We start from the raw sequence: 25,779 nt of genomic DNA, 5'->3' as shown, positions 1-25,779 counted from the left end.
GGTGTCCACGTCGCTGAGCGGCTACCGGGTCGCGGTGACGTCAGCGCGGCGCGCTGACGAGCTCTGCACCATGCTGCGGCGCCACGGCGCCTCGGTCTGCGCCGCCCCGGCCATCACCATGATCGACCTGACCGACGACGTTGTATTGCGCGGGCGCACCGAATCATTGATCGAGGAACCGCCTGACGTCTTGATTGTTACGACCGCCATGGGCTTCCGCGGTTGGATCGCCGCCGCCGAAGGATGGGGCATCGCCGATCAGCTGATCTCCGCCCTGACCGCCGCCCGCATCGTGGCCCGTGGGCCCAAGGCCGTGGGCGCCTTGCGCACTGTAGGTTTGCCCGAGGAGTGGTCGCCCGAATCTGAGTCATCAGCCGCGGTGGTCGAATACCTGAAATCCAACATTGCCGGCGCCCGCATGGCAGTACAGCTGCACGGCACCACGGGCGACTGGGATCCCGCCCCCGAGCTGCTCGACCAATTCCGCAAGGCGGGGGCCGATGTACTACCCATCCCGGTTTACCGTTGGCGGCCGGCGCATCCCGGCGGAGAGTTCGATCAGCTCACCTCGCAGATCGCCCAACGCCAGTTCGACGCGGTCAGCTTCACCTCGGCAGCCGCCGTGATGGCGACACTGACACGTGCCGCCGATCTCGGCATCTCCGACGCCCTGCTTGGCGCGCTGCGGTCCGACGTGCACGCGATGTGCGTAGGACCGTTGACCGCGCGGCCCCTGGCCCTCTTGGAGGTCCCGACCTCTTCGCCGCGACGAATGCGACTGGGCGCGTTGGCACGCCATATCGTCGACGAGCTGCCTCGGCTGCGCACCCACACGGTTCACGCCGCCGGCCATCGCATCGAGGTCCGCGGCAGTTGCGTGATAGTCGACGGGGAGCCCAAGCCGATGTCACCGTCGAGTATGGCTACGTTACGAGCGCTGGCGCACCGGCCCGGCAGAGTCGTCTCACGACAGACTCTGCTCGAGGCGCTGCCCGGCAACGGCGCCAGCACTCATGCGGTGGAGACCGCCGTACTGAGGCTGCGGACAACCTTGGGCGACAAGAATATTGTCGCCACCGTTGTCAAACGGGGGTACCGCCTGGCCGTGGACCAGGTGGACCAGGAGGCGGGCTAAGCGACCGCCCTCTCCGGGACGGTCTGGCCGATCTGCACATAGCCCTCGGCGGTGGTCCGAGTCGGGTAGACCCGCACCGAGACGCTCGGGTCGTCCAGGCAGCTGCCGTCGTCGAGCGCGAAGGCCTGCTTCTTCAGCGGCGAGATGACCGACAGACGGCCGCCGCGGTCACCGACGATCCCGCGAGACAGCACCGCAGCCCGGAAGAACGGGTCGATGTTGCACACCGCACGAACCGAGCCGTCGTCAAGCCGGAACAGCGCCGCCTGCTTACCGTCGGCGAGCAAGACACCGACGCCGAGTCCGGGGATCAGACTGTCGTAGCGGCAGGCGGTGATCCAAGTGTCAATGTTGTTGGTGCTCATAATTCCTCCTCAGATGAGCGCACTACCGGGACGGGTAACGGGATCTTGCGGCCATCACGCACGGTGAACGCGACGGTCGGGTCTTCGGCGTCGGGGGCGTTGACGAACGACACGAAGCGCGAAAGCTTCTCCGGGTCGTCGAGCACGCCCTTCCACTCGTCGGTGTAGTTGTCGACGTGGCGGGCCATCTCTGCCTCGAACTCCTCCGCCAGCCCCAGGGAGTCGTCGCAGACGACCTCGCGGACGTGGTCGAGACCGCCTTCCATCGACTCGATCCAAGGTGCGGTGCGCTGCAGGCGGTCGGCGGTGCGGATGTAGAACATCAGGAACCGGTCGACGTAGCGGAACACGGTCTCGGTGTCGAGATCACTGGCGAGCAACTGGGCGTGCTTGGGCGACATACCGCCGTTGCCGCCGACGTAGAGGTTCCAGCCGATCTCGGTGGCGATCACACCGACGTCTTTGCCGCGTGCCTCGGCGCACTCCCGTGCACAGCCCGACACACCCATCTTGATCTTGTGCGGCGCGCGAAGCCCGCGGTAACGCAGCTCCAAGTCGATGGCCATCTTCACGGAGTCCTGCTGTCCGTAGCGGCACCAGTCGCTGCCCACGCAGCTCTTCACGGTCCGCAGCGATTTGCCGTACGCCTGACCGGATTCCATGCCGGCGTCGACCAACTTGCGCCAGATGGCGGGCAGCTGATCCACCCGGGCACCGAACATGTCGATGCGCTGTCCGCCGGTGATCTTGGTGTAGAGGCCGAATTCCTGGGCGATCTGGCCGATCAGGATCAGGTGCTCGGGCTTGATCTCACCGCCGGGAACGCGCGGGACCACCGAGTAGCTGCCGTTGCGCTGAATGTTGGCCAGGAAGTGGTCGTTGGTGTCCTGAAGAGCGGCCTGTTCGCCGGAGAGGATGTGGTCGGATCCGGTGGACGCCAGGATGGAGGCGACGGTGGGCTTGCAGATGTCGCAGCCGTAGCCGGTGCCGAACCGTTCCAATAGTTCAGAGAAGGTGCGGATTCCGGTGACCTGGACGATCTCGAAGAGCTCCGCGCGCGACTGGGCGAAATGTTCGCACAGCGACTTGGACTGCTCGACGCCCTCGGCGATCAGCAACTCCTTGAGCAGCGGAATGCAGGAGCCGCACGAGGTTCCCGCTTTGGTGCAGTCCTTCAGGCTCTGTACATCGTGGCAACCGCCGGCGATCGCGTCGCACAGCTGATCCTTGCTGACGTTGTTGCACGAGCAGATCTGTGCCGCCCCGGGCAACGCGCTGATCCCCAGCGCGCTCTTGCTGTCGCCAGAGCCGGCCGGGGCGATCAGGTCCAGCGGATCGCCGGGCAGCTCGGCGCCGACCATCGGACGCAGCACACCGTAGGAGGAGGCGTCGCCGACCAGGATCCCGCCGAGCAGGGTCTTGGCGTTATCGGAGAGCACCAGCTTGGCGTAGGTCCGCTTCACCGGATCGTTGACCACGACCGACAGCGAGTTCTCGGTCGCTCCCATCGCGTCGCCGAAGCTGGCCACGTCGACGCCGAGCAGCTTGAGCTTGGTCGACATGTCGGCCTCACCGAATTCGGCAACGCCCTCCAGCAGTCGGTCGGCGACTACCTCGGCACTGGTGTAGCCGGGCCCGACCAATCCGTAGCAGACACCTTCGATGGCAGCCACCTCGCCGATCGCGTACACATCGGAATCGCTGGTCCGACAGGACAGATCGGTCAACACGCCGCCACGCTCGGCGATCGCCAGGCCGGCCTCACGAGCCAGCTCATCGCGCGGACGCACCCCGGCGGCGAAGATCACCAGTCCGGCCTCGATCGCGTCGCCGTTGGACAGCTTCACCCGCAGGGTGGGCGAACCGTATTGGTGGGTCAGCTGCTCGATGGACTCGGTACCCACGCCGACATGCACCGCGATACCCAATTCCGAGATCATCCGGCTCAGCAGCACACCGCCGGCGTCATCGAGTTGCTGCGGCATCAACCGCGGCGCCATCTCGACGATGTGCGGTTCGATCCCCGAGGCGCGCAGCGCGTTCGCGGCTTCCAACCCCAGCAACCCGCCCCCGATCACCACTCCGGCGCGGGTGTTCCCGGCTTCCAGCATGCACTCGATGTCGGCCCGGATTCCGTCCAGATCGTCAAGGGTCCGGTAGACGTGGCATCCGGGCAGATCGTGGCCCGGGACCGGGGGGACGAACGCGCGCGATCCGGTCGCCAGCACCAGCGAGTCGTAGCCGTACCGCTGTCCATCCGCCGCGAGCACCGACTTGTCGGCCAGGTCGAGTTTCTCGACCCGGGTGCTCAGCATCAGGCGCACCTGCTCGTCGTCGGCGTAGTCATTGCCCGGCAGCGCCAGCCGGGATCGGTCCCATCCATCGGTGTAGGAAGTCAGCCCGACCCGGTCGTACGCGGGATCGGACTCCTCTGCGAGCACCGTGACCCGCCAGTTTCCGCCGCCGGACCGGCTACGCAGCGCCTCCACGAAGCGGTGCCCCACCATGCCGTGTCCGACCACGACAAGGTCTTTGACGGCGCGCGGGGTTTCGATCGTGGTCATGGAAAAGAGGTTAGGAAGCCGATATTGCCGGAATATCGCCATACGTTACAAGCGTGTGACGGTGTGCTCACGCGGCTGTGAGGCCGCTCACGAGAAGCCGATCTGACGTGGTCGTTCACCCTCGGCGAACACGGAACTTTAGCGGGGTCGACTCAAGTTCTATCCGGTGACGGACCGGCACCCGACCGGCACGCAGTAATCACCGCAAGGAGACACCCATGAGCACCCTGACCCTGTGGCAGCGCAAGCCCCCCTTCGACACCGACCGTTGGGTCCGCGACTTCTTCAGCCCGGCCACGGCCAGCGACTGGCGGACGCCCACGCCGGACGGGTTCAGCCCGGCCGCGGAGATCACCAAGGACGGCGACGACGCCGTGGTCCGCCTGGAACTGCCCGGCATCGATGTCGACAAGGACGTGACGGTCGAACTCGACAAGGGCCGGCTGGTGGTGCGAGGCGAGCGGCGCGACGAGCACACCGACACCGACCGCACCCTGCGCGAGGTGCGCTATGGCGCGTTCCGCCGCTCGTTCGCGGTTCCGGCGCACGTCACCGGCGACGCCGTGACCGCGTCGTATGACGCCGGCGTACTGACGGTCCGGGTAGCCGGGGTGTACGCGGGCACCTCGCCGCAGACCATCGCCATCACCAAGTAGGCCGGCCAGGACCCGAGAGGCCCGAAAACCCCTGCACACGCCCGTGTGTGGGGGTTTTCGGCGTCGAACACGTCATGCGCACAACGTGATCTGTCTCACGTTCGGTTCCTCATGTGATTAGCATCGGGTGTACGTACTGTGATCCGTACCACCCGAGGAGGTCTGGTGTCGAGCACTACCGAACTCGCCGAATTGCACACCCTGATTGGTGACCTGCGGCGTTGCGTGCTGGGGCTGAAGACCCGGTTCGGCGACATTCCCGGAATGCGCCGCATCGAACTGGATGCGGAGCGCATCCTCACCGATGTTCAGCTCCTCGAATCCGACGCCGGAGAGATGGACTTGGAGCGCTGGGCGGCCGAGCGGTCGCACGAGAAGATCACCATCCCCGACACCGAATACGACAGCGAATTCTGGCGTGACGTCGACGACGAAGGCGTCGGCGGCCAAGGCAGGTACTGACCCACACCGGGTGCTGCTTGCGGCCAAGGGGCGCCCTCCGACGAACTGAGCCGAAGGGAACCCCACCAGAATGAGCGCACCCGCCGTGAATCGTCCCGGCGTCTTCTCGGCGACTCGCGCACGGATCGCGAATCGCACGCTGCGTACCGACCGCTGGTGGCTCTCGCCGCTGCGGGTGAACCTCGGACTGGACGCGTTCATCATCTACGCGACCGTCCGGTCGTTCTGGGGCAGCGCCTACTGGGTTGACAAGTACCACTACCTGACGCCGTTCTACTCGCCGTGCATCAGCGCCTCGTGCGTGCCCGGCTCAAGCCACCTGGGCGTCTGGCTGCCGGAGTTTCCGCGATGGATTCCCCTGGGGGCGTTGGTATTGCCCTTCCTGCTCTGTTTCCGGCTCACCTGTTACTACTACCGCAAGGCCTACTACCGCGCCTTCTGGCAGTCGCCGACGGCATGCGCGGTACCAGAACCCCGAGCCCACTACACCGGGGAGACCCGCTTCCCACTGATCCTGCAGAACAGCCACCGCTACTTCTTCTACGCCGCGTTCGCGCTGGCCGCGCTCAATACCTACGACGCGTTCGCCGCGCTGCACTCCGACGACGGCCCGGGTGGATTCGGGTTCGGAGTGGGCAACATCGTGTTGTTCACGAACGTGGCGATGCTCTGGGCATACACCGGCGGCTGCCATTCCTGCCGGCACGTATTCGGCGGCCGCCTCAACCACTTCTCCAAACACCCAGTCCGCTATTGGTTCTGGACGAAGATCAGCTGGTTCAACGGCCGCCACCAGCAGTTCGCCTGGATCACCCTGGGCACGCTGGCCTTCACCGACCTCTACGTCGCACTGGTGTCCAGCGGCGTCATCACCGATTTCCGGTTCGTCGGCTAATTGCCGCGATCACACGAAGGGTAAGCGAGAATTCATGGTTGAAGTGCAGCGGCACTCCTACGACGTGGTCGTGATCGGTGCCGGCGGCGCTGGCCTGCGCGCGGTGATCGAAGCCCGTGAACAGGGCCTGAGCGTTGCGGTGGTGTGCAAGTCGCTGTTCGGCAAGGCACACACCGTGATGGCCGAGGGCGGTTGCGCGGCGTCGATGGGCAACGTCAACTCCAAGGACAACTGGCAGGTGCACTTCCGCGACACCATGCGCGGCGGGAAGTTCCTCAACAACTGGCGGATGGCCGAACTGCACGCCCGGGAGGCACCGGAGCGGGTCTGGGAACTGGAGACCTACGGTGCACTGTTCGATCGCACCCCCGACGGAAAGATCAACCAGCGCAACTTCGGTGGGCATACCTACCCGCGGCTGGCCCACGTCGGAGACCGCACCGGCCTCGAGCTGATTCGCACCATGCAGCAGAAAGTGGTTTCGCTGCAGCAGGACGACTTCGCCGAGTTCGGCGACTACGAGGCCCGGATCAAGATCTTCCACGAGTGCACGATCACCGAGCTACTCAAAGACGAATCCACCGGTGCCATTTCGGGTGCATTCGGCTACTGGCGTGAAGGCGGCGACTTCGTACTGTTCGAAGCACCGGCGATAGTGCTGGCCACCGGCGGCATCGGTAAGTCGTTCAAGGTGACCTCGAACTCGTGGGAGTACACCGGCGACGGACACGCGCTGGCGCTGCGAGCAGGCGCGACGCTGATCAACATGGAGTTCGTCCAGTTCCACCCGACCGGGATGGTGTGGCCGCCCAGCGTGAAGGGGATTCTGGTCACCGAGGGCGTGCGCGGCGACGGCGGAGTGCTCAAGAACTCCGACGGAACGCGCTTCATGTTCGACTACATCCCGCCGGTGTTCAAAGGCCAGTACGCCGAGACCGAGCAAGAGGCCGATCAGTGGCTCAAGGACAACGACTCGGCCCGCCGCACCCCCGATCTGCTGCCCCGTGACGAGGTGGCCCGGGCCATCAACTCCGAAGTCAAGGCCGGACGCGGGTCGCCGCACGGCGGGGTGTTCCTCGACATCGCCTCCCGTCTCACGCCGGAGGAGATCAAGCGCCGGCTGCCCTCGATGTACCACCAGTTCATGCAGCTCGCTGAGGTCGACATCACCAAGGATGCAATGGAAGTCGGCCCTACCTGCCACTACGTGATGGGTGGCATCGAAGTCGACCCCGACACCGGCGCCGCGGTAGTTCCCGGGCTATTCGCCGCCGGTGAGTGCTCCGGCGGGATGCACGGCTCCAACCGGCTCGGCGGCAACTCCTTGTCGGACCTGCTGGTGTTCGGACGCCGCGCCGGTTTAGGTGCCGCGCAATACGTCCAGGGTCTGGCCACTCGGCCGGCGGTGACGCCCGCGGCGCTGGAGGCCGCCGCGGCGCTGGCACTGGCGCCCTTCAACGGGCCAACCGGCGGCCGCGCGCCGGAGAACCCATACACCCTGCACTCCGAGCTGCAACAGTCGATGAACGACCTGGTCGGCATCATCCGCAACGCCGGCGAGCTGGAGCAGGCCCTGGTCCGCCTCGAGGAGTTCAAGGCCCGGTTCGCGGCTGTCACCGTCGAGGGCGGACGGCACTACAACCCGGGATGGCACCTGGCCGTCGACTTGCGCAACATGCTGCTGGTCAGTGAATGCGTGGCCAAAGCCGCACTGCAACGCACCGAGAGTCGCGGCGGGCACACCCGCGACGACCACCCCGGGATGGACTCCAACTGGCGCAAGACCCTGCTGGTCTGCCGCGTTGCGGACCACAGCGCGGTTCCCGACATCACGATCACGCCGGAGCCCCAGACCGGGATGCGCGAGGACTTGCTGGAGCTGTTCGAGATCTCCGAACTGGAGAAGTACTACACCGACCAAGAACTGGCGCAACATCCGGGACGGAGAGCGTAATGACACACAACGCCCACCTGCGAGTCTGGCGCGGTGACGTCGACGGCGGTGGACTACAGGACTTCGAGGTCGAGGTCAACGAGGGCGAGGTGGTGCTCGACGTCATCCACCGCCTGCAGGCGACCCAGACCCCGGACCTGGCGGTGCGCTGGAACTGCAAGGCCGGCAAGTGCGGGTCGTGTTCGGCGGAGATCAATGGATTCCCGCGGCTGATGTGCATGACGCGGATGTCGACGTTCGACCCGGATGAGACCATCACGGTGACACCGGTGCGGACCTTCCCCGTGGTGCGCGACCTGGTCACCGACGTCTCGTTCAATTACGAGAAGGCCCGCGAGATGCCGGCGTTCAAGCCCCCGGCAGATCTCAAACCCGGCGAATACCGAATGCAGCAGGTCGATGTGGAGCGCTCGCAGGAGTTCCGCAAATGCATCGAATGCTTTCTGTGCCAAAACGTCTGCCACGTCATCCGGGACCATGAGGAGAACAAGCCACGGTTCTCCGGGCCGCGGATGTTCATCCGGCTCGCGGAGTTGGACATGCACCCGCTGGACGCCGCCGACCGGCGTGACTTCGCCCAGGACGACGCCGGCCTGGGGTTGTGCAACATCACCAAGTGCTGCACCGAAGTCTGCCCGGAGCACATCACGATCACCGACAACGCCATCATCCCCATGAAGGAACGAGTGGCCGGGAACCGCTACGACCCCGTCGTCTGGCTCGGGCGAAAGATCTTCCGCCGCAAGGCCGACTGAGACTAGGTTCCCAGAAACGTCATCGGGTCGTGTAACACCCGGGTGCCGTCGTGCAGGCCGTCCAGGGTGGCCATGTCGGACTCCGACAGCTCGAACGCGAACACGTCCAGGTTCGCCGCAACCCGCTCGGGATTCCCAGACCGTGAGATCACCGCGTTGCCGCTCTGCAGATTCCACCGGATCAAGATCTGTGCCGGTGTTCGCCCGTGGGCGGTCGCCAGCGCCGTGACCGCGGGGTCGTCGAGCAGCCGACCCACCCCCAGCGGACTGTAGGACTGGGTGACGATGTCGCGATTGGCGTTGGCGCCGCGCAGTTCTGCTTGGCTGAGCCTCGGATGCAGTTCGATCTGGTTGATCGCCGGGGTTACACCGGTCTCGTCGATCACCTCGGTCAGGTGTTCCTCGGTGAAGTTGCATACCCCGACCGACTGCACCAGGCCGGCGTCACGGGCCTCGATCATCGCTTCGAAGCTCTCCACGTACTTGCCCAGCTGCGGAGCCGGCCAGTGGATGAGATACATGTCGATGTAGTCCAGACCAAGCTGCTCCAGGCTGCGTTGGCAGGCCTGCTTGGCAGCGGCGTAGCCCTGATTGGACGTGCCCAACTTGGTGCTGACGAACAACTCGGAACGCGGAACGCCGGACGCTTCTATCGCCCGTCCCACAACGGCTTCGTTGCCGTAGGCAGCGGCGGTGTCGATGAGCCGGCAGCCGCTTTCCAGGGCCGCCAGTACCGATGCCTGCGTCTGCTCGTCGGACAATTTGGCGACCCCCAGCCCCAGCACGGGCATGGCCACCTCGTCATTGAGGGACACCTGGGGAATCGACTTCGAAGTCTCCGCAAGGGATTCCAACTCGAAAGAAACCGTCATCTCTTCGACCTACGCATTCCGTTACGTTGCTATCACTAGTTACGTGTCGATCAGCCGGGAAACCAGCTGCTACTAGCCAGCTTTCACCACTCTGGCTATTTCCGCGTCGATGCGGCCACCGAAGCCTCAGCGCTTCCGCATGTCCGTTTCTACCGACACGGCCGAGTGGCGGTCAACAAGTGATAGGCAATAAACCGGCCCCGAAGTGAACCCGCTCACAATGTTCCCCGCGCGATCGGGCTATTGGCCAATAGCGGCCCAGCCGCCTTCACGCTGCAGCATTGCGATCAAGGCGTCGGCAACGCCCGGCGCGGCGGCGACGCACACGTCGCCGCTGTCGATTTCCGGGCCCGGCAGCACCACCCGGGCACCGGCCTCGACCGCGATCAGTGCTCCGGCGGCGTAGTCCCACGGCTTGATCCCGTGCTCGTAGTACGCGTCCAGCCGCCCGGCAGCCACCATGCACAGGTCCAGCGCGGCCGATCCGATCCGACGTACGTCACGTACCGCCGGCAACAGCCGGGCAAGCAACTCTGCCTGAGCGGCCCTGCGCCGGGGCGAATAACCGAAGCCGGTGCCCAGCAGCGCCAGCGACAGCTCGCTGACATCGGTGCAGCGCAGCCCCGCGGTGACCTGGCCATCGGCGACCCGTGCACCCAATCCGGCACCGGCAGAATAGATCCGACCACCCACCACGTCGGCGACCGCGCCGGCCACCGACACCCCGCCGATCTGCGCTGCCACCGACACCGCGTACGCCGGGACGTCGTACATGAAGTTGACGGTGCCGTCTATCGGGTCGACCACCCAGGTGACGACACCCGGTTCACGGCCGGAGACGTTGCCGGAGCCTCCGCCTTCCTCACCCAGCACCGCATCGCCGGGCCGCAGCCGGGCCAGTCGATCCCGGATGAAGTTCTCGGTCTCGGTGTCGACCACGGTCACCGGATCGGTCGGGCTGCTTTTCGTCTGAACCAGGGCCGAAGATGTCTCGACCCCCTCCGCGCCGAACACCTCGGCGCGTCGGCGCCGGACGAAGGCGGCGGCTTCGGCCACCAGCGTCTCGGCGGTGGTCCTCAACTGCACGGGGTCGCTACGCAGGGGCGCCATCTGCCCATAGCAACACATCCGCGGTGGTTATCGCACCCCCGGCAGGCCCGCGGCGACTCGGGTATCAGCCGCCCAGACGCCGAAAACCGCTGCGGTGGAACACGATCGGCGCGACCTCTGGATCGACGGTCAATTCACAGACCCGCAGCACCACGATGGTGTGGTCCCCGGCAGGAACCAACTGTTCGATCGAGCTGCCCAGCCACACCCCGGTGCCCTTGATGAACACCGCGCCGTCGTTGGTGACCGTCTCCAGCCCGGCGAACCGGTCGCCGGTCTTGGCGGCCAGGGTGCGCGCCGCCACGTCGTGCGCCTCACCGAGCACGCTGATGCCCAACCGCGGCGAGTCCTTGAGTTTCGGCCAGGTCGACGAGGTGTTCTGCACACAGAAGGACACCAACGGCGGTTCCAGCGAAACCGGCACAAACGTGCTCGCCGCCAAGCCGACCCGCACGCCGTCGATCTCGGCGGCCACCGCCACCACACCGGACGGGAAATGCCCGAAGGCTTCCCGTAGCGACGACGGGGTCAGTGGGGTCAGGTTGCTCGCGGAACTCACGTGGGGATTCACCGGGGACCCATTCGCCTCGTCTGATCTGGTCGCCCAGAACCCTACTCGCCGCCCCGTGGCCTCGGCAGATCGGCCAGCTGACGGCCACTTTCCCGGATAGAGACCAACCGGTTGGTTACCCGATTAAAGGACGTAGCTCACATCAGCTTGCACTATGGCTACTGGCGAGTATATTTCAGGTTACGTTACTGGTGGGTAACTTAAGCCTGAGTACCCAACCACAGGTGGCATTCCATGAGGAGGAAGTAGTGAGCCACTACAAGAGCAATGTCCGTGACCAGGTGTTCAACCTGTTCGAGGTGCTGGGCTTGGACCAGGTCTTCGGCGAAGGCGACTACGCCGACCTGGACGTCGACACCGCTCAAGAGATGCTCGGCGAGATGGTCCGCCTGGCCGAGGGTCCGATCGCCGAGTCCTTCGTCGACGGCGACCGCAACCCGCCGGTGTTCGACCCGGCCACCCACTCGGTGACGCTGCCCGAGTCCTTCAAGAAGTCGGTGCGCGCTCACCTGGAAGGCGGCTGGGACCGGGTCGGGGTCATCGAGGAGCTCGGCGGCATCCCGATGCCCAAGGTCCTGATGTGGGCCCTGCAGGAGCACATCCTGGGCGCCAACCCGGCGGTGTGGATGTACGGCGGCGGCGCCGGCTTCGCCAACATCTTCTACAACATCGCCACCGAAGAGCAGAAGAAGTGGGCCATCCTCGCCGCCGAGCGCGGCTGGGGTTCGACCATGGTGCTGACCGAGCCGGACGCCGGCTCGGACGTGGGCGCCGGCCGCACCAAGGCCGTCCAGCAGGAGGACGGCTCGTGGCACATCGACGGTGTCAAGCGGTTCATCACCTCGGCTGACTCCGACGACCTGTTTGAGAACATCTTCCACCTGGTGCTGGCCCGCCCCGAGGGCGCCAAGCCCGGCACCAAGGGTCTGTCGCTGTTCTTCGTGCCGAAGTTCCTCTTCGACTTCGAAACCGGCGAGCTCGGCGAGCGCAACGGCGCCTTCGTGACCAACGTCGAGCACAAGATGGGTCTGAAGGTCTCGGCCACCTGTGAGCTGACCTTCGGCCAGCACGGCGTACCGGCCAAGGGCTGGCTGGTCGGCGAGGTGCACAACGGCATCGCGCAGATGTTCGACGTCATCGAGCAGGCCCGGATGATGGTGGGTACCAAGGCCATCGCGACGCTGTCCACCGGCTACCTCAATGCGCTCGAGTACGCCAAGGAGCGGGTGCAGGGCGCTGACCTGACCCAGATGACCGACAAGGCCGCGCCGCGGGTGACCATCACCCACCACCCGGACGTCCGCCGGTCGCTGATGACCCAGAAGGCCTACGCCGAGGGTCTGCGCGCGCTGTACATGTTCACCGCCACCTTCCAGGACGAAGCGGTCGCCAAAGCACTGCACGGCGTCGACGCCGACCTGGCGGTCAAGATCAACGACCTGATGCTGCCGATCGTCAAGGGCGTCGGCTCCGAGCAGGCCTACGCCAAGCTCACCGAGAGCCTGCAGACCCTGGGTGGCTCGGGCTTCCTGCAGGACTACCCGATCGAGCAGTACATCCGTGACGCCAAGATCGACTCGCTCTACGAGGGCACCACGGCAATTCAGGCGCAGGACTTCTTCTTCCGCAAGATCATCCGCGACAAGGGCGCCGCGCTGGGCCACGTCGCGGGCGAGATCGAGGCGTTCATCAAGAACGAGACCGGCAACGGGCGGCTCAAGGCCGAGCGGGAGCTGCTGGCCACCGCGCTGGCCGACGTGCAGGGCATGGCGGCCACGCTGACCGGCTACCTGATGGCCGCGCAGGAGGACATCTCCAGCATCTACAAGGTCGGCTTGGGTTCGGTGCGCTTCCTGATGAGCGTCGGCGACCTGATGATCGGCTGGCTGCTGGCCCGCCAGGCCGCGGTGGCGGTGGCGAAGCTCGACGCCGGCGCCGAGGGTGCCGACCGGTCCTTCTACGAGGGCAAGATCGCGGTTGCGTCGTTCTTCACCAAGAACTTCCTGCCGTTGCTGACCAGCACTCGCTCGGTGATCGAGGCCATCGACAACGAGATCATGGAGCTCGACGAAGCAGCGTTCTAAGCGCTGAGCACAGACCGCGCAGGCCCCCGGGGAGACCCCTTGGGGGCCTGCTGCATTGTCGGGGCTTGGTCCGGACGACGCGGGCTTGTCCTGATTAGTGGGATATATGTCGTAGACGCCACGGGACCGGGCAGTCGACACTGATGGCATGACTCGGAAGGTCGTCATTCTCGGCTATCCCGGCATCCAGGCGCTGGATGTCTTCGGGCCGGCGGAGGTGTTCGCCACCGCAACGCTCGTCCTGCTCGGTCAGGGCCGCGGGGACGCCGGCTACCAGGTGAGGGTGGCGAGCGTCGACGGCGCATCGATCGCCACCAGCAGCGGGCTGGCGCTCACGCCCAGTCCCCTGCCCGAGCCGAGCGAACCCGTCGACACCCTGGTGCTGCCCGGTGGCGTCGGCGTCCACGCGGCGCAGGCCGACCCCGAAACCGTCGAATGGGTTCGCCGGGCCTCGGCGCACACCCGACGGGTGGTCAGCGTGTGCACCGGCGCGTTTCTGGCCGCACAGGCGGGCCTGCTCGACGGGTGTCGGGCCACCACGCATTGGGCATTTGCCGACGCGCTGGCCCGCGACTTCCCGAACGTCACCGTCGACCCGGAGCCCATCTTCGTGCGCAGTTCGGCGGCGCTGTGGACCGCGGCCGGAGTCACCGCGGGTATCGACCTGGCCCTGGCGTTGGTGGAAGAAGACTACGGAACCGAGGTAGCGCAGACCGCGGCCCGCTGGCTGGTGCTGTATCTGCGGCGCCCCGGCGGCCAGTCCCAATTCGCGGTCCCCGCTTGGCTGCCACGATCCAGGCGCGCACCCATCCGTGACGTGCAGGAGCTGATCGAATCCGAACCCGGAGGCCCACATCGGATTACCGAGCTGGCGTCCCGGGCCTCGATGAGTCCCCGGCACTTCACCCGGGTCTTCACCGACGAGGTGGGCATGGCACCGGGTGCCTACGTGGAGCGCGTGCGCACCGAGGCCGCACGCCGCCAACTCGAGGAGACCGACGACACCGTCGTCGCGATCGCCGGGCGCTGCGGATTCGGCACCGCGGAAACCCTGCGGCGCACCTTCATCCGCCGACTCGGCATCTCACCCGATCACTACCGCAAGACCTTCGCCTGAAAGGACATACCCATGCAGATCGCAGTCGTGCTCTACCCCGGCTTCACCTCGCTGGACTTCATCGGCCCCTACGAGGTGTTGCGCTGGCTTCCGGATGCCCAGGTGCGCTTCGTGTGGCACGAGCCGGGGCCGATCACCGCCGACTCCGGTGTACTGGTGGTCGGCGCAACCCACTCGTTCGACGAGACGCCTTCCCCCGACGTGATGCTGATCCCCGGCGGGATGACGACCATGGAGCACGCCCGCGACGAGAAGCTGCTGGACTGGGTCCGCGCCGCCCACCAGACGGCGACATGGACGACGTCGGTGTGCTCGGGCTCGGTCATCCTGGGCGCCGCCGGACTGCTCACCGGTAAGCGCGCCACCTCACACTGGATGGCGCTGCCCGCGCTGAAAACGTTCGGCGCCACCGCCGTCGGCGACGAGCGCATCGTGCATGAGGGCGACATCGTCACCTGTGCGGGGGTGTCAGCCGGTATCGACCTGGGTTTGTGGCTGGCCGGCCAGATCGGCGGGGAGGGCCGCGCCAAGGCGATTCAGTTGTCGATGGAGTACGACCCGCAGCCGCCATTCGACTCCGGCCACACCTCGAAGGCATCGGTGCAGACCAAGGCGGCGGCCACCGCGCTGATGGCCCGGGAGCTGGCGAAGCCGGCCCAGCTGAAGGCCAGCGCGCTGCTGCTGTGGGATCAGGCGATCGGCGCGGTTCGCAACCGGCGGACCCAAACGGTCCGCCGCTGAATCCCCTCAGTTCAGCGGCGGACCGGGCAGGTTGCTTCGCGGTGCCACCGGGGGCGAGCGGCCACGCGAAGCGAACCGTTGTCTCGACTACCCGGCGACGGCGACTGTCAAACGTCGACTCCTAGGCCGCTGCCCTCGGCTACCCCTCGAGGATGGCGGCCACGCCCTGGCCTCCGGCGGCGCAGATCGAGATCAGCGCACGCACCGGCTTGTTCTTCGCAGCACCCTTTTTGGCCGCTTTGGCCTCGGCGATCTGCTTGGCCGCCTGCGCCACGATCCGGCCGCCGGTGGCCGCGAAGGGGTGCCCCGAGGCCAGCGACGAGCCGTTGACGTTGAGCTTGGACCGGTCGATGGCGCCCAACGCGGAGTCCAGCCCCAGCCGCTCCTTGCAGTACTCCTCGGACTCCCACGCCGCCAGATGGCACAGGACCGTCGAGGCGAACGCCTCGTGGATCTCGTAGAAGTCGAAGTCCTGCAGGGTCAGCCCGTTGCGGGCCAGCAGTCGCGGCACCGCATAGGTCGGGGCCATCAGCAGCCCGTCGGCGCCGTTGACGTAGTCCACCGCGGCCGTCTCGGCGTCGACGAAGTACGCCAGCGGAGTCAGCTTGTGCGCGGCGGCCCACTCCTCACTGGCCAGCAGCGCCACCGACGCGCCGTCGGTCAGCGGGGTGGAGTTGCCCGCGGTCATGGTGGCGTCACCGGCCTTCGCGCCGAACACCGGCTTGAGCGTGGCCAGCTTCTCCGGGCTGGACTGGGGCCGCAGGTTGTCGTCGCGGTAGAGCCCCTGAAACGGCGTGACAAGGTCGTCGAAGAAGCCGCGGTCGTAGGCGGCGGCCATGTTGCGGTGGCTGGCTGCGGCCAGTTCGTCCTGGTCGACCCGCTTGATCCCCATCTGCTTGGTGGTGATGGCCTGGTGCTCGCCCATCGACAGGCCGGTGCGGGCCTCCTTGTTGGCCGGGATTTCCACCCCCAGTGCGGCGGGCAGCTTGCCGGCCAGCTTGAGGCGCTGCAGGTTCGACTTCGACCGGCGCAGCGCGAGCAGGGTGCGGCGCAGTTCGTTGCCGACGGCCAGGGGCGCATCCGAGGTGGTGTCCACCCCGCCCGCGGCAGCCACCTCGTAGCGGCCGGCGGCGATCCCGTCGGCAGCGCAGATCGCCGCCTGCAGCCCGGTGCCGCAGGCCTGCTGCAGGTCGAATGCCTGCGTGTAGGGCGACAGCGCCGATCCCAGCACCGATTCGCGGATCAGGTTGAAGTCGCGGCTGTGCTTGAGCACCGCCCCGCCGATCACCGCGTCCAGCTTCTCGCCGGCCAGGCCGAATCGGTCGACGAGGCCGCCCAGGGCGGCGGTGAACATGTCCTGGTTGGACGCGTTCGCGTAGGCGCCGTCGGAGCGCGCGAACGGAATGCGATTGCCCCCGAGGACGGCGACACGGCGTCGTGTGCCGGCGGTTGCCTCGGCCGGTTTAGTAGCAGATGTAGATGCCACGATCTCTCGTCTCTGATGGTGGGTCCCCCCGCATTGCCGGGGACGGTCGGGCTGATACTACCCAGTATTCTTACTCTGGAGTAAGTTCGTTGTCGACACCGTAGCCCGCACCAGGCACGTCCCCACATGGAAGGCAGCTCAGTGGCTCCCAAGCTCTCCTCGGACCTGTTGTCCCAGCTCCTCAACTCCGCACCCGGATCGTTCCTGTCCAAGCAGCTGGGCGTTCCGCAGGCCGAGACCCTGCGCCGCTACCGGGTCGGCGAGCCGGCACTGGCCGGCCCGCTGCTGATCGGCGGTTCGGGCCGGGTGGCCGAGCCGCTGCGGGCCGCACTGGCCGACGACTACGAGCTGGTCGGCGACAACCTGGGCGGCCGTTGGGCCGACTCGTTCGGCGGACTGGTCTTCGACGCCACCGGCATCACCTCGCCCGCCGGGCTGACCGAGCTGCATGAGTTCTTCACCCCGCTGCTGCGCAACGTGGGCCGCTGTGGCCGCCTGGTGGTCGTCGGTACCACCCCCTCCGCAACCGGCAGCGCCGACGAGCAGATCGCCCAGCGCGCCCTGGAGGGCTTCACCCGCTCCCTGGGCAAGGAACTGCAGCGCGGCGCCACCGTGCAGCTGGTGTACCTGTCGCCGGACGCCAAGCCCGGGGCCACCGGCCTGGAATCGACGTTGCGATTCATCCTCTCGGCCCGCTCGGCCTACGTCGACGGCCAGGTGTTCTACGTGGGCGCCGACGACGCGACCGCGCCCGCCGACTGGGACCGGCCGCTGGAGGGCAAGGTCGCGATCATCACCGGCGCGGCGCGCGGCATCGGCGCCACCATCGCCGAGGTGTTCGCCCGTGACGGCGCCAAGGTGGTGGCGATCGACGTGCCGCAGGCCGCCGAGGCACTGGAGAAGACGGCCTCCCGCGTGGGCGGGACAGCGCTGGCACTGGACGTCACCGCCGACGACGCGGTGGACCAGATCGCCGCGCACCTGGCCGAGCACCATGGAGGCAAGGCCGACGTGCTGGTCAACAACGCCGGCATCACCCGCGACAAGTTGCTGGCCAACATGGACGACGCTCGATGGAACGCGGTTCTGGCGGTCAACCTGCTTGCGCCGCAGCGTCTTACCGAAGGATTGGTCGCAGGAGGCAGCATCGGTGAGGGGGGCCGGGTGATCGGCCTGTCGTCGATGGCCGGGATCGCGGGCAACCGCGGCCAGACCAACTACGCGGCCACCAAGGCCGGCATGATCGGCCTGACCGAAGCGCTGGCTCCGACGCTGGCCAAGAAGGGCATCACGATCAATGCCGTCGCCCCGGGGTTCATCGAAACCGAGATGACGGCGGCGATCCCGCTGGCCACCCGCGAGGTCGGCCGGCGGCTCAACTCGCTGTTCCAGGGTGGTCAGCCCGTCGATGTCGCCGAGTTGATCGGCTACTTCGCCAGCCCGGCCTCGAATGCGGTGACCGGCAACACCATCCGGGTCTGCGGCCAAGCCATGTTGGGGGCGTGAGACCCATGTCCCAACCCAGTGGCATGAGGAACATGCTGCGCGCGGTCGCCGGGGCGCTGCCCTTCGTTCCGCGCACCCAATCCCTGCCGAACCGGACGCTGCGGGTCGACGAGCTGACCATCGACCCCGGCCACGTCGCCGCATACGCCGCCGTCACCGGGCTGCGCTTCGCCGATCAGGTCCCGCTGACCTATCCCTTCGCGCTGACGTTCCCGACGGTGATGGAGCTGGCGACCGGGTTCGACTTCCCGTTCGCCGCGATGGGCTCGGTGCACACCGAGAACCGAATCGTCCGCCACCGCCCGATCGCCGTCACCGACACCGTCGCAGTGACGGTGCGGGCCGAGAACCTGCGGGAGCACCGCAAGGGCCTGCTGGTCGACATCGTCACCGACATCAATGTGGGCAACGACCCTGCCTGGCATCAGGTGACGACATTCCTTCATCAGCAGCGCACCAGCCTGTCCGACGAGCCGAAGCCGCCGCCGGCCAAGCAACCCAAACTGGGCCCGCCCAGTGCCGTGCTGCGGGTCACCCCGGGACAGATTCGGCGCTACGCGTCGGCCGGCGGCGATCACAACCCGATCCACACCAGCTCGATCGGCGCCAAGCTGTTCGGCTTCCCCACCGCGATCGCGCACGGGATGTTCTCCGCGGCAACGGTTCTGGCCAACATCGAAGGCGCGCTTCCGGACGCGGTGGACTACACGGTGCGGTTCGGCAAGCCGATGTTGCTGCCGGCCAGCCCCGGCCTCTACATCGACAAGGTCGATGGCGGCTGGGACCTGGCACTGCGCAACGTCGCCAAGGGCTATCCCTACTTGACCGGGTCGGTACGGGCGCTGTAAGCGATTCGCCGGGCACGCACCCGGCAATTCCCGGCCCCCCAACTAGTTGACAAAGCAACTATCGGCACTATCCTTGGAGTTAGTTGCTGAGTCAACTAGCTGGGGAGGCTGTTGGAGATGACGGACTTCGCGCTGCTGCCGCCGGAGGTCAACTCCGCTCGGATGTACGCCGGACCGGGGGCCGGACCAATGCTGGCGGCCGCGGCCGCCTGGGACGGACTTGCCTCGCAGATGTCGGCCACCGCGACCTCGGGCGCCGCGGTGGTCGCAGCATTGGCCGCGGGCTGGAGCGGCCCGTCGTCGGCGAAGATGATGGCGGCCGCCCAACGAACCCTCGCCTGGATCCACCTCAGCGCGACCGAAGCCGAACAGACCGCCGCGCAGCAACGAGCCGCCGCCGTCGCGTACGAGACCGCGTTCGCCGCGACGGTGCCCCCACCGGCGATCGCAACCAACCGCAGCCTGCAGGCTTCGCTGATCGCCACCAACTTCCTGGGCCAGAACAGCGCTGCCATCGCGGCGTTGGAGGCCGAGTACCTACAGATGTGGGCGCAGGACGCCGCCGCAATGCTCAGTTACGCCGCATCCGCGGCGAGCGCCTCGCAACTGGCGCCGTTCAGCGACCCACCGCAGACCACCGCCGGCCCGGCCTCCACCGCGGCGGACCCGATGCCGGGCCTGTCCATCCTGGGCGGCCTCACCGGACCGTTCTCGCCACTGTCGTTGCTGAACCCCGCCCTCGGCGGCTACCTCTTCAGCACCGAGATGTACGGCCTGCCCTCCGTCTCGGCCAACGTCGCCGAGTTGGCCCAGAAAGTGGCGGCCCTGCCGTCACCCGCATCCGGCGCGGAGTTGTTTGACGGCGCGGTCCGATCGGAGATTCGGCCGGTGACCGTATCGACTGCGGCTTCCGTCGGCCGCGCCGGAACCGTTGGGCGGCTGGCGGTTCCGCCGAGCTGGATCGCCGCCGCCCCGGCGGTGAGCCCCGCCGCGGCGGTGGCGAAACCCGCTGCAGTGACGCCGATCGCCGGTCGCGGAGTTCTGGCGGGTGATATGGCCCTGGCCGGCGCGGCGGGCGGTGCATTAGCCGCCAACGGCTTCACCAGCCGCGTCGTCGCTTCCCACGGCGGCAGCCGGGCCGGGGCGGCGGCCGGTTCCACGATCTTCGTCATCCAGGCCTCCGACTGGCCCAACGAACGAAAGGCCTGAGGAGCGGACATGTCCTTTGTGATCACCCAACCCGACCTGCTGACGACGGCCGCCACCCAGTGGGCCGGCCTCGACACGGCGATGCGCGAGGAGAACTCGGTCGCGGCGGCCCCGACCCTGGGGGCGCCGCCCCCGGCCGCCGATGAGGTCTCGGCGATGACCGCAGCGCGCTTCGCCGCGCACGCCCAGCAGTATCAGGCGATCAGCGCTCGGGCCGCCGCGTTGCAGCAACTGTTCATCGAAACGCTGCGAGGCAGCGCCGTCTCGTACGCCACGGCCGAGGCCGCCAATGCCGCGGGGGCTGCGCTCGACCCGTCAACCCTCACGGCGGTAGCCGGCGCGATGCAGTCCATCGGTGGTTTCGTCACCGGACCGGGCCAGGCCAGCGCCGTGGTCAGCGTCATCTCCGGCCTGTCCTCCGGCGCCCAGCATTTGGACGGCGTGTTGAAGACGGCTGGCGCGGCGGCGGTATCGAGTCCGGCGGCGGAATTGATGTCGGCGCAGACGCCGGTATCGACTGCCACCGGTTCGGGGCCGGTCCGCACCGACCCGACCGCCGCCGGCGCGCCCGCGCGGCTGACCGCCGTGCGAGCGGCGTCGGCGGGCTGGGCAATCGCCGCACCAGGCGCCGGACCTGCAACGGTAACGGCGGCCGCCAGCGCGGCGCCGTCGGTCGAGCCAGGAGCCGGATCCCTGGTCGGGCAGGCCGCCGCGGGAGGCATGGCCGGCGCCGCCGGGGCCGGTCGCGTCCCCCGCTCAGCGACGGTCCCGGCCACCGCCGTCATCACCGACCGCGAGGCGCCCGACCCGCTCCGGCAGGCCCTGGGCGCGGCCGCCGAAAGGCCGGAATCGGTGCAGCACTGGCACACCGACAAGGCGCACCTGGAAAATCTGTTGGACGAGCTGTCGACAGCACCGGGCGTCCACGCCGTGCATCTGTCCGCCGGCGACGTCTGATCGGGCCGTCAGTCAGCAACCGGAAGGCCGGCCGCCCTCAATAAGTTCGCCTTGCTGGCCTCCCAGCGAGTACTGACCACCTCGATACCCCAGACCGGGATCGACATCACCAGGCCGCGGACCACCACCATCACCGTGTCCATATAGGCCGGCGCGGAGAAGCCCGGGGCAGCACCGGGTAACGCTTCGGCGGACGCCACCGCCAGGCCATAGATGTGCTGCTCCAACGACTTCACCGTCTCGGCGACCTGTGAATCCGTCCAACACGCAGCCCACAGGTGAGCCACCGAAAGCGCGTGCGGGGTAGTGAATTCGCGCCAGATCAGGTCGAGGTAGCCCTCCAGGTCAAGAGTGGCGGCCGCGGCCGTCTCCTCGAAGTGGATGCGGGCCTGATTCGCCAACTCGAAAGCGAGCTGGGCGACCGCCGCTGTCACCAGATCATCGCGGGTCGGGAAGTGATACATCACCGTGCTTTGCGAGACGTTCGCGGCGCCGGCGACCCGGCGCGTGGTCACCGCGACGACCCCTTCGGCCCGCAGCAGTTCGACCGCGGCGCCCACCAGTGCCTGACGCGTCGCGGCACGCTGCTCGGCCCGCGTACCAATTTTCATTGGGATTCCCCTATTGCGTTGACATCTCTGTCACAGCTAATCTGACTGATCAGATGAACAGTCAACTAGGGCTCGGTCGTCATTTCCGCTGTTCAGGCCTGAAGACCTTGCCATGAGGCAATTGTAAGGACACTCCGATGACCTTCGCGTTTCGTCTCGACAACACCAGCCGGCCGCTCCATGCGCTCGCCGTACCGCTGGCCATCACCTCCGCCGTCGCCATGGGTGCGATTCCCGCCCTGAACCCCGCAGTCACGGCCGGGGCCAAAGCGGTTGCGGCCCAAGTGAAGCTGTTGGACACCGAGGCGTGGATCATGGGCGGCAGCGGCCTGCCGATCCCGCCGCAGAGCTACATGGACGCGCTCTTTGCCCGCTACATCGACCCCACCACGCCGTTCTTCGACGGCCAGCCCCGCTACCCGGTGGATGCGGTGAACGGCCTGGTCACACCGGAAGGCCTCTACCCCAACAGTGGCGTCAAGAGCCTGGAACTGGATCCGTCGCTCGCCCAGGGCGTGACCATCCTGCACGACACGATCAACAAACAGATCGCGGAAGGGAACAAGCTCGTCATACTGGGCTACTCGCAGAGCAGCACCATTTCCACCGTCGTGATGCGCGACCTGTTGGCGCTGCCCGCCGACCAACAGCCGACCGCCGACCAGCTGTCCTTCGTGCTGCTCGGTGCCCCTAACAATCCCAACGGCGGCTTGTTCGAACGTTTCAACGTCTTAGACGACGGCAGCTACCCGACCATCCCGAGCCTGGGCATCACGTTCAACGGTGCAATCCCGGAGGACGCCCCGTGGGCTACCAGCGTCTACACCCTGGAATACGACGGCTACGCCGACTTCCCGAAATACCCGATCAATTTCCTCGCCGACCTCAACGCTGTCCTGGGCATCATCTACGAGCACACGATCTACCCGAACCTGACCGCCGAGCAGCTGGGGACGGCCATCGAACTGCCGATGAGCGAGGGCTACGACGGAAACACCCAGTACTTCATGATTCCCAGCGAGATCCTCCCGCTGTTGATGCCGCTGCAGTCGATCCCGGTCCTCGGCATGCCGCTCTACGACCTACTGGAACCGGCCATGCGCGTCCTGGTGAACCTTGGCTACGGCAGCATCACCGATGGCTGGTCCTCCGGCCCGGCCGATGTCGCCTCCACGTTCGAGTTGTTCCCGACAGACCTCGACTGGGGTGAGGTTCTGACGGCTCTGGCCAACGGGGCGCAGGAGGGCTGGACCAACTTCGTCGACGATCTGTCGAATCTGACCTTCCCCAGTGCAGCCGATTTCCTCGGCGGCTCGGCGGGCGACCTCACCTCGTTCGCGCTGCCCAGCCTGACCGAAATCGTCAACACATTCAGCAGTATCGCCTCGACGGCGTACGCCGCGCTGCTTCCGACCGCCGACATCCTCAACGCGCTACTCACCACCGCACCGGCGTACGCGTTCGACGTGTTCGCCCAGGAACTCGCCGAAGGAGACATCCTCAACGCCGTCGGTCTGCCGATCGCCGGCATCATCGGGTTGGGCACGCTGGGCGCCGGTTTCGAATTCCTCGCACTCAACGGCGCGATCCGGGACATCACCGCCGACCTCCAGAGCCTCTTCACGGCCTGAGGCCGCGCCGGGCTACCCGGCCGCGACGGTGTCGGCGCCGTCGCGGCCGCCGGGGGCTTCTTTGAGGCCGCGCCAGAACAGGTCGATCATCAGCTCGCCGGCTTCGTCGACGCCGGTGTCACCGGTGCTGACCCGGCTGGCGATCGCCTCGCCGGCGCCCACCAGCGCGACCGCCATCAAGTCGAAGTCGACGCCCGGTTCGGGTTTACGCGTGCCGGCCCGCAGCAGTCGGCCGACCAACTCGATGATTCGCTCGCGGCCTTCGCGCACGGTATGGGCGAACGCCTGCGAACTGGTGGCCTGGGTGTACATCACGATCCACGACGCCCGGTTGGCGTCGATGTAGCGCAAGAATGCCCGAATGGTATTGCGCAACATGTCTTTCGGGGGCTGCTGAAAGTCGATTCCGGTGCGCACCGTCTCGACGAAGCGGCGCAGTTCGCGGTCCAGGCATGCCCCGAACAATTCTTCCTTGGAGCCGTAGTACAGATAGAGCATCGGCTTGGAGATCTGCGCGGCCGCGGCGATCGAATCCATCGACGTCTCGTGGTAACCGTTGATCGAGAACATCTGCACCGCGGCGTCGAGCATCTGCTGTTCGCGCACGGCCCGCGGTAACCGTTTGCTACCAGCTGCCATCGCCTCGAGGTCCTTCCGCGCTCCCCCTCGGCACGATCTTACCGAAGAGTAACTTGTGTGCTTGCCCGCGCCGCCGGAATTACCCGTGGCAGTGCGTACCGGGCTTCTTGACCGCAGCCACCCGAGCCAGCGAGGCCTCGACGGCCTCCTGCTTCAGCTCACCGGCCGACACCGCCTGCTCCAGCCTGTCCAGCACCGCCGGCACCTCGTCGGTGGTGACCCACAGTGCAATGTCGACTCCTGCCTGCAGGCTGCGCAGCACCGCTTCGGCGACCCCGTAGTGCTCGGTGATTGCCGCCATCGACGACAGGTCGTCGCTGAACACCGGACCGTCGAATGCCGGCCCGCGGTAGTCGGTGCCGGTGCGCAGCAGATTGACCGCCGCCGGGCTCAGGCTGGCGGGGTCTTCGGTGAGTCCGGGTACCTCCAGGTGGCCCATCATCACTGCCACCGGTGCCTGGGTGACCAGCGTGCGGTAGGGCACCAGGTCGTTGTCCTGCAGCTGCGCCAGGGGCGGCGTGACGACCGCGCCAGCGGTGTGGGAGTCACCGGACCCGTGACCGTGGCCGGGGAAGTGCTTGAGCACGGGCAGCAGCCCGGCGTCCCGCAGACCCTGCGCGTAAGCGCCGGCGTACTCGGTGACCTTGGCGGGGTCCGAGCCGAACGAACGGTCACCGATCACGGTGTCGTCGTCGGTGTCGGAGTCCACCACGTCCACGACGGGCGCGAAGTCGACGGTGATGCCCAGCTCCGCCATCTTGCGGCCCCGTTCGGCGGCCAGCTCACGTACCTGCGCGGCGCTGCTGGTCTGCGCCAGCTCCTTCGCCGACGGTGACTTCCCGATCAGCGACGACAGCCGAGACACCCGGCCGCCCTCCTCGTCCACGCTGACCGCCAGCGGCAGCGGACCGGTGGGGGCCTGGCTTTCCTTGATCTCCTTCAATGAGCCGTCGGTGAGCATAGACAGCTCGGTCCAGCTGCCGATGAAGATGCCGCCGACGTGGTGGTCGGTGACCACTGCGCGGGCGTCGGCCGCATCGCGGACCCCCACCATCACCAGCTGTGCCAGCTTGTCGCGGACCGACAGGGCCGACACCTGCTCACACACCGGATCCACCGGCGGCGCAGCCGTCGCGGTGTCCGACGGCGTCGATGAGGACGCCTCGGACAAGGGCGCGTCGTCACGGTGGGAGCACGAGGTCACGAGGGCTGGCAGCAGCGCGGCGGCGAGTAGCAGACCGGGCAGTTGTCGAGTCAGTGATCCAGGCATCGCACCATGCTGTCACGGCCGGAACAGCCGGGCGCGCAAGGCCCACATGCTACGTTGGCGGTCAGGGGCCAGCGGGGGCTGATATTGACGGCCCCTGATCTACGTCACGAGAGTGCAGAAGGAGCCTGACCATGCCTCGGTTCGTGGTGCCGGCCGCAATAAGCATCGTCGTGGGGGTGTTGCTGGGTGCGGCGGCCGTCTTCGGGGTCACGCTGATGGTGCAACAAGACACCAAGCCGCAGATCGCCGGAGGCGACCCGCAGTCCTCGGTGCTGAACAGGGTGGAATACGGCAACCGCGGCTGACCTGCGGACGCCGGCAACGCCCGAGCGTCCGCCGGA

23 protein-coding genes and 1 pseudogene are annotated in these 25,779 nt (G+C 67.2%); 15 read left to right on the top strand and 9 right to left on the bottom strand.

Annotated features, from left to right (window positions below):
• The first annotated feature begins 1 nt into the window (after position 1).
• Positions 2-1,135 carry a uroporphyrinogen-III synthase gene (locus tag ACJH71_RS16020; protein WP_406758976.1) on the top strand — a complete coding sequence of 378 codons (1,134 nt, stop codon included), beginning with the start codon at positions 2-4 and terminating at the stop codon, positions 1,133-1,135.
• On the opposite strand, the gene nirD is transcribed toward ACJH71_RS16020, so the two are convergent.
• Together nirD and nirB are read right to left on the bottom strand one after the other, a co-directional pair.
• Complete coding sequence (gene nirD, locus ACJH71_RS16015; RefSeq protein WP_406758975.1) at positions 1,132-1,500, bottom strand: nitrite reductase small subunit NirD; 369 nt, start codon at positions 1,498-1,500, stop codon at positions 1,132-1,134. The genes ACJH71_RS16020 and nirD overlap by 4 nt on opposite strands.
• The gene (gene nirB / locus ACJH71_RS16010; RefSeq protein ID WP_406758974.1) at positions 1,497-4,064 is read right to left on the bottom strand and encodes a nitrite reductase large subunit NirB; all 2,568 of its coding nucleotides are present in this window, start codon (positions 4,062-4,064) and stop codon (positions 1,497-1,499) included. Before nirB ends, nirD begins: the two co-directional genes overlap by 4 nt.
• A 218-nt stretch (positions 4,065-4,282) precedes the next feature.
• On the opposite strand from nirB, the gene ACJH71_RS16005 reads away from it, so the two are divergent.
• The 5 genes from ACJH71_RS16005 to ACJH71_RS15985 all read left to right on the top strand — a co-directional run bounded on the left by ACJH71_RS16005 (position 4,283) and on the right by ACJH71_RS15985 (position 8,786).
• The gene (locus ACJH71_RS16005) at positions 4,283-4,720 is read left to right on the top strand and encodes an Hsp20/alpha crystallin family protein (RefSeq protein ID WP_406758973.1); all 438 of its coding nucleotides are present in this window, start codon (positions 4,283-4,285) and stop codon (positions 4,718-4,720) included.
• A gap of 165 nt (positions 4,721-4,885) precedes the next feature.
• Positions 4,886-5,182, top strand: a complete 297-nt coding sequence (locus tag ACJH71_RS16000; protein WP_046286628.1) for a hypothetical protein — start codon at positions 4,886-4,888, stop codon at positions 5,180-5,182.
• A 70-nt stretch (positions 5,183-5,252) separates the two neighbouring features.
• A complete protein-coding gene (locus ACJH71_RS15995; protein ID WP_406758972.1) occupies positions 5,253-6,077 on the top strand; it encodes a hypothetical protein in 825 nt (274 codons plus the stop codon).
• 34 nt (positions 6,078-6,111) lie between these two features.
• Positions 6,112-8,031, top strand: a complete 1,920-nt coding sequence (locus ACJH71_RS15990) for a fumarate reductase/succinate dehydrogenase flavoprotein subunit (protein ID WP_406758971.1) — start codon at positions 6,112-6,114, stop codon at positions 8,029-8,031.
• A complete protein-coding gene (locus ACJH71_RS15985; protein WP_406758970.1) occupies positions 8,031-8,786 on the top strand; it encodes a succinate dehydrogenase/fumarate reductase iron-sulfur subunit in 756 nt (251 codons plus the stop codon). The genes ACJH71_RS15990 and ACJH71_RS15985 overlap by 1 nt, the downstream gene beginning before the upstream one ends.
• A 2-nt stretch (positions 8,787-8,788) precedes the next feature.
• Here ACJH71_RS15985 and ACJH71_RS15980 read toward each other — a convergent pair whose 3' ends face one another.
• The 3 genes from ACJH71_RS15980 to ACJH71_RS15970 form a co-directional block, all read right to left on the bottom strand.
• Positions 8,789-9,658 carry an aldo/keto reductase gene (locus ACJH71_RS15980; protein WP_406758969.1) on the bottom strand — a complete coding sequence of 290 codons (870 nt, stop codon included), beginning with the start codon at positions 9,656-9,658 and terminating at the stop codon, positions 8,789-8,791.
• Positions 9,659-9,898: 240 nt separating this feature from the next.
• Positions 9,899-10,768, bottom strand: a complete 870-nt coding sequence (locus ACJH71_RS15975) for an inositol monophosphatase family protein (RefSeq protein ID WP_406758968.1) — start codon at positions 10,766-10,768, stop codon at positions 9,899-9,901.
• A 64-nt stretch (positions 10,769-10,832) separates the two neighbouring features.
• Positions 10,833-11,309: a flavin reductase family protein gene (locus ACJH71_RS15970; protein WP_406759030.1), complete on the bottom strand. Its 477-nt coding sequence runs from the start codon at positions 11,307-11,309 to the stop codon at positions 10,833-10,835.
• A 278-nt stretch (positions 11,310-11,587) separates the two neighbouring features.
• Between ACJH71_RS15970 and ACJH71_RS15965 the strand changes: the two genes are divergently transcribed.
• From ACJH71_RS15965 to ACJH71_RS15955, 3 genes are all read left to right on the top strand, one after another.
• Complete coding sequence (locus tag ACJH71_RS15965; RefSeq protein ID WP_406758967.1) at positions 11,588-13,423, top strand: acyl-CoA dehydrogenase; 1,836 nt, start codon at positions 11,588-11,590, stop codon at positions 13,421-13,423.
• A gap of 148 nt (positions 13,424-13,571) precedes the next feature.
• The gene (locus tag ACJH71_RS15960; RefSeq protein WP_406758966.1) at positions 13,572-14,540 is read left to right on the top strand and encodes a GlxA family transcriptional regulator; all 969 of its coding nucleotides are present in this window, start codon (positions 13,572-13,574) and stop codon (positions 14,538-14,540) included.
• 12 nt (positions 14,541-14,552) lie between these two features.
• Entirely contained in the window at positions 14,553-15,281 is a 729-nt protein-coding gene (locus ACJH71_RS15955) for a DJ-1/PfpI family protein (protein WP_406758965.1), read from the top strand.
• Between the two features lie 139 nt (positions 15,282-15,420).
• Here the strand turns inward: ACJH71_RS15955 and ACJH71_RS15950 are convergent, their stop codons facing one another.
• Entirely contained in the window at positions 15,421-16,767 is a 1,347-nt protein-coding gene (locus ACJH71_RS15950; RefSeq protein WP_406758964.1) for an acetyl-CoA C-acetyltransferase, read from the bottom strand.
• 141 nt (positions 16,768-16,908) lie between these two features.
• On the opposite strand from ACJH71_RS15950, the gene ACJH71_RS15945 reads away from it, so the two are divergent.
• The 4 genes and pseudogenes from ACJH71_RS15945 to ACJH71_RS15930 all read left to right on the top strand — a co-directional run.
• A complete protein-coding gene (locus ACJH71_RS15945) occupies positions 16,909-18,273 on the top strand; it encodes a 3-oxoacyl-ACP reductase (protein WP_406758963.1) in 1,365 nt (454 codons plus the stop codon).
• 5 nt (positions 18,274-18,278) lie between these two features.
• Positions 18,279-19,121: a MaoC/PaaZ C-terminal domain-containing protein gene (locus ACJH71_RS15940; protein ID WP_406758962.1), complete on the top strand. Its 843-nt coding sequence runs from the start codon at positions 18,279-18,281 to the stop codon at positions 19,119-19,121.
• 117 nt (positions 19,122-19,238) lie between these two features.
• The gene (locus ACJH71_RS15935; RefSeq protein ID WP_406758961.1) at positions 19,239-20,330 is read left to right on the top strand and encodes a PPE family protein; all 1,092 of its coding nucleotides are present in this window, start codon (positions 19,239-19,241) and stop codon (positions 20,328-20,330) included.
• Positions 20,331-20,339: 9 nt separating this feature from the next.
• A pseudogene (locus ACJH71_RS15930) lies at positions 20,340-20,633 on the top strand (PE family protein); the annotation flags it as partial.
• A gap of 662 nt (positions 20,634-21,295) precedes the next feature.
• On the opposite strand, the gene ACJH71_RS15925 reads toward ACJH71_RS15930, so the two are convergent.
• Positions 21,296-21,898 carry a TetR/AcrR family transcriptional regulator gene (locus tag ACJH71_RS15925; protein ID WP_406758960.1) on the bottom strand — a complete coding sequence of 201 codons (603 nt, stop codon included), beginning with the start codon at positions 21,896-21,898 and terminating at the stop codon, positions 21,296-21,298.
• Positions 21,899-22,035: 137 nt separating this feature from the next.
• On the opposite strand from ACJH71_RS15925, the gene ACJH71_RS15920 reads away from it, so the two are divergent.
• Positions 22,036-23,529 carry a PE-PPE domain-containing protein gene (locus ACJH71_RS15920; protein ID WP_406758959.1) on the top strand — a complete coding sequence of 498 codons (1,494 nt, stop codon included), beginning with the start codon at positions 22,036-22,038 and terminating at the stop codon, positions 23,527-23,529.
• A gap of 12 nt (positions 23,530-23,541) precedes the next feature.
• Here ACJH71_RS15920 and ACJH71_RS15915 read toward each other — a convergent pair whose 3' ends face one another.
• A complete protein-coding gene (locus ACJH71_RS15915; protein ID WP_406758958.1) occupies positions 23,542-24,168 on the bottom strand; it encodes a TetR/AcrR family transcriptional regulator in 627 nt (208 codons plus the stop codon).
• A gap of 79 nt (positions 24,169-24,247) precedes the next feature.
• A complete protein-coding gene (locus ACJH71_RS15910) occupies positions 24,248-25,438 on the bottom strand; it encodes a glycoside hydrolase family 3 N-terminal domain-containing protein (protein WP_406758957.1) in 1,191 nt (396 codons plus the stop codon).
• A 131-nt stretch (positions 25,439-25,569) separates the two neighbouring features.
• On the opposite strand from ACJH71_RS15910, the gene ACJH71_RS15905 reads away from it, so the two are divergent.
• The gene (locus tag ACJH71_RS15905; protein WP_013827163.1) at positions 25,570-25,743 is read left to right on the top strand and encodes a DUF2613 domain-containing protein; all 174 of its coding nucleotides are present in this window, start codon (positions 25,570-25,572) and stop codon (positions 25,741-25,743) included.
• The last annotated feature ends 36 nt before the right edge of the window (positions 25,744-25,779 follow it).

The sequence above is a fragment of the Mycobacterium sp. SMC-15 genome (assembly GCF_045310925.1).
Lineage (GTDB): Bacteria > Actinomycetota > Actinomycetes > Mycobacteriales > Mycobacteriaceae > Mycobacterium.
The sequence above is the reverse complement of the archived record's forward strand: the minus strand, read 5'-3'. Positions and strand labels throughout refer to the sequence as shown.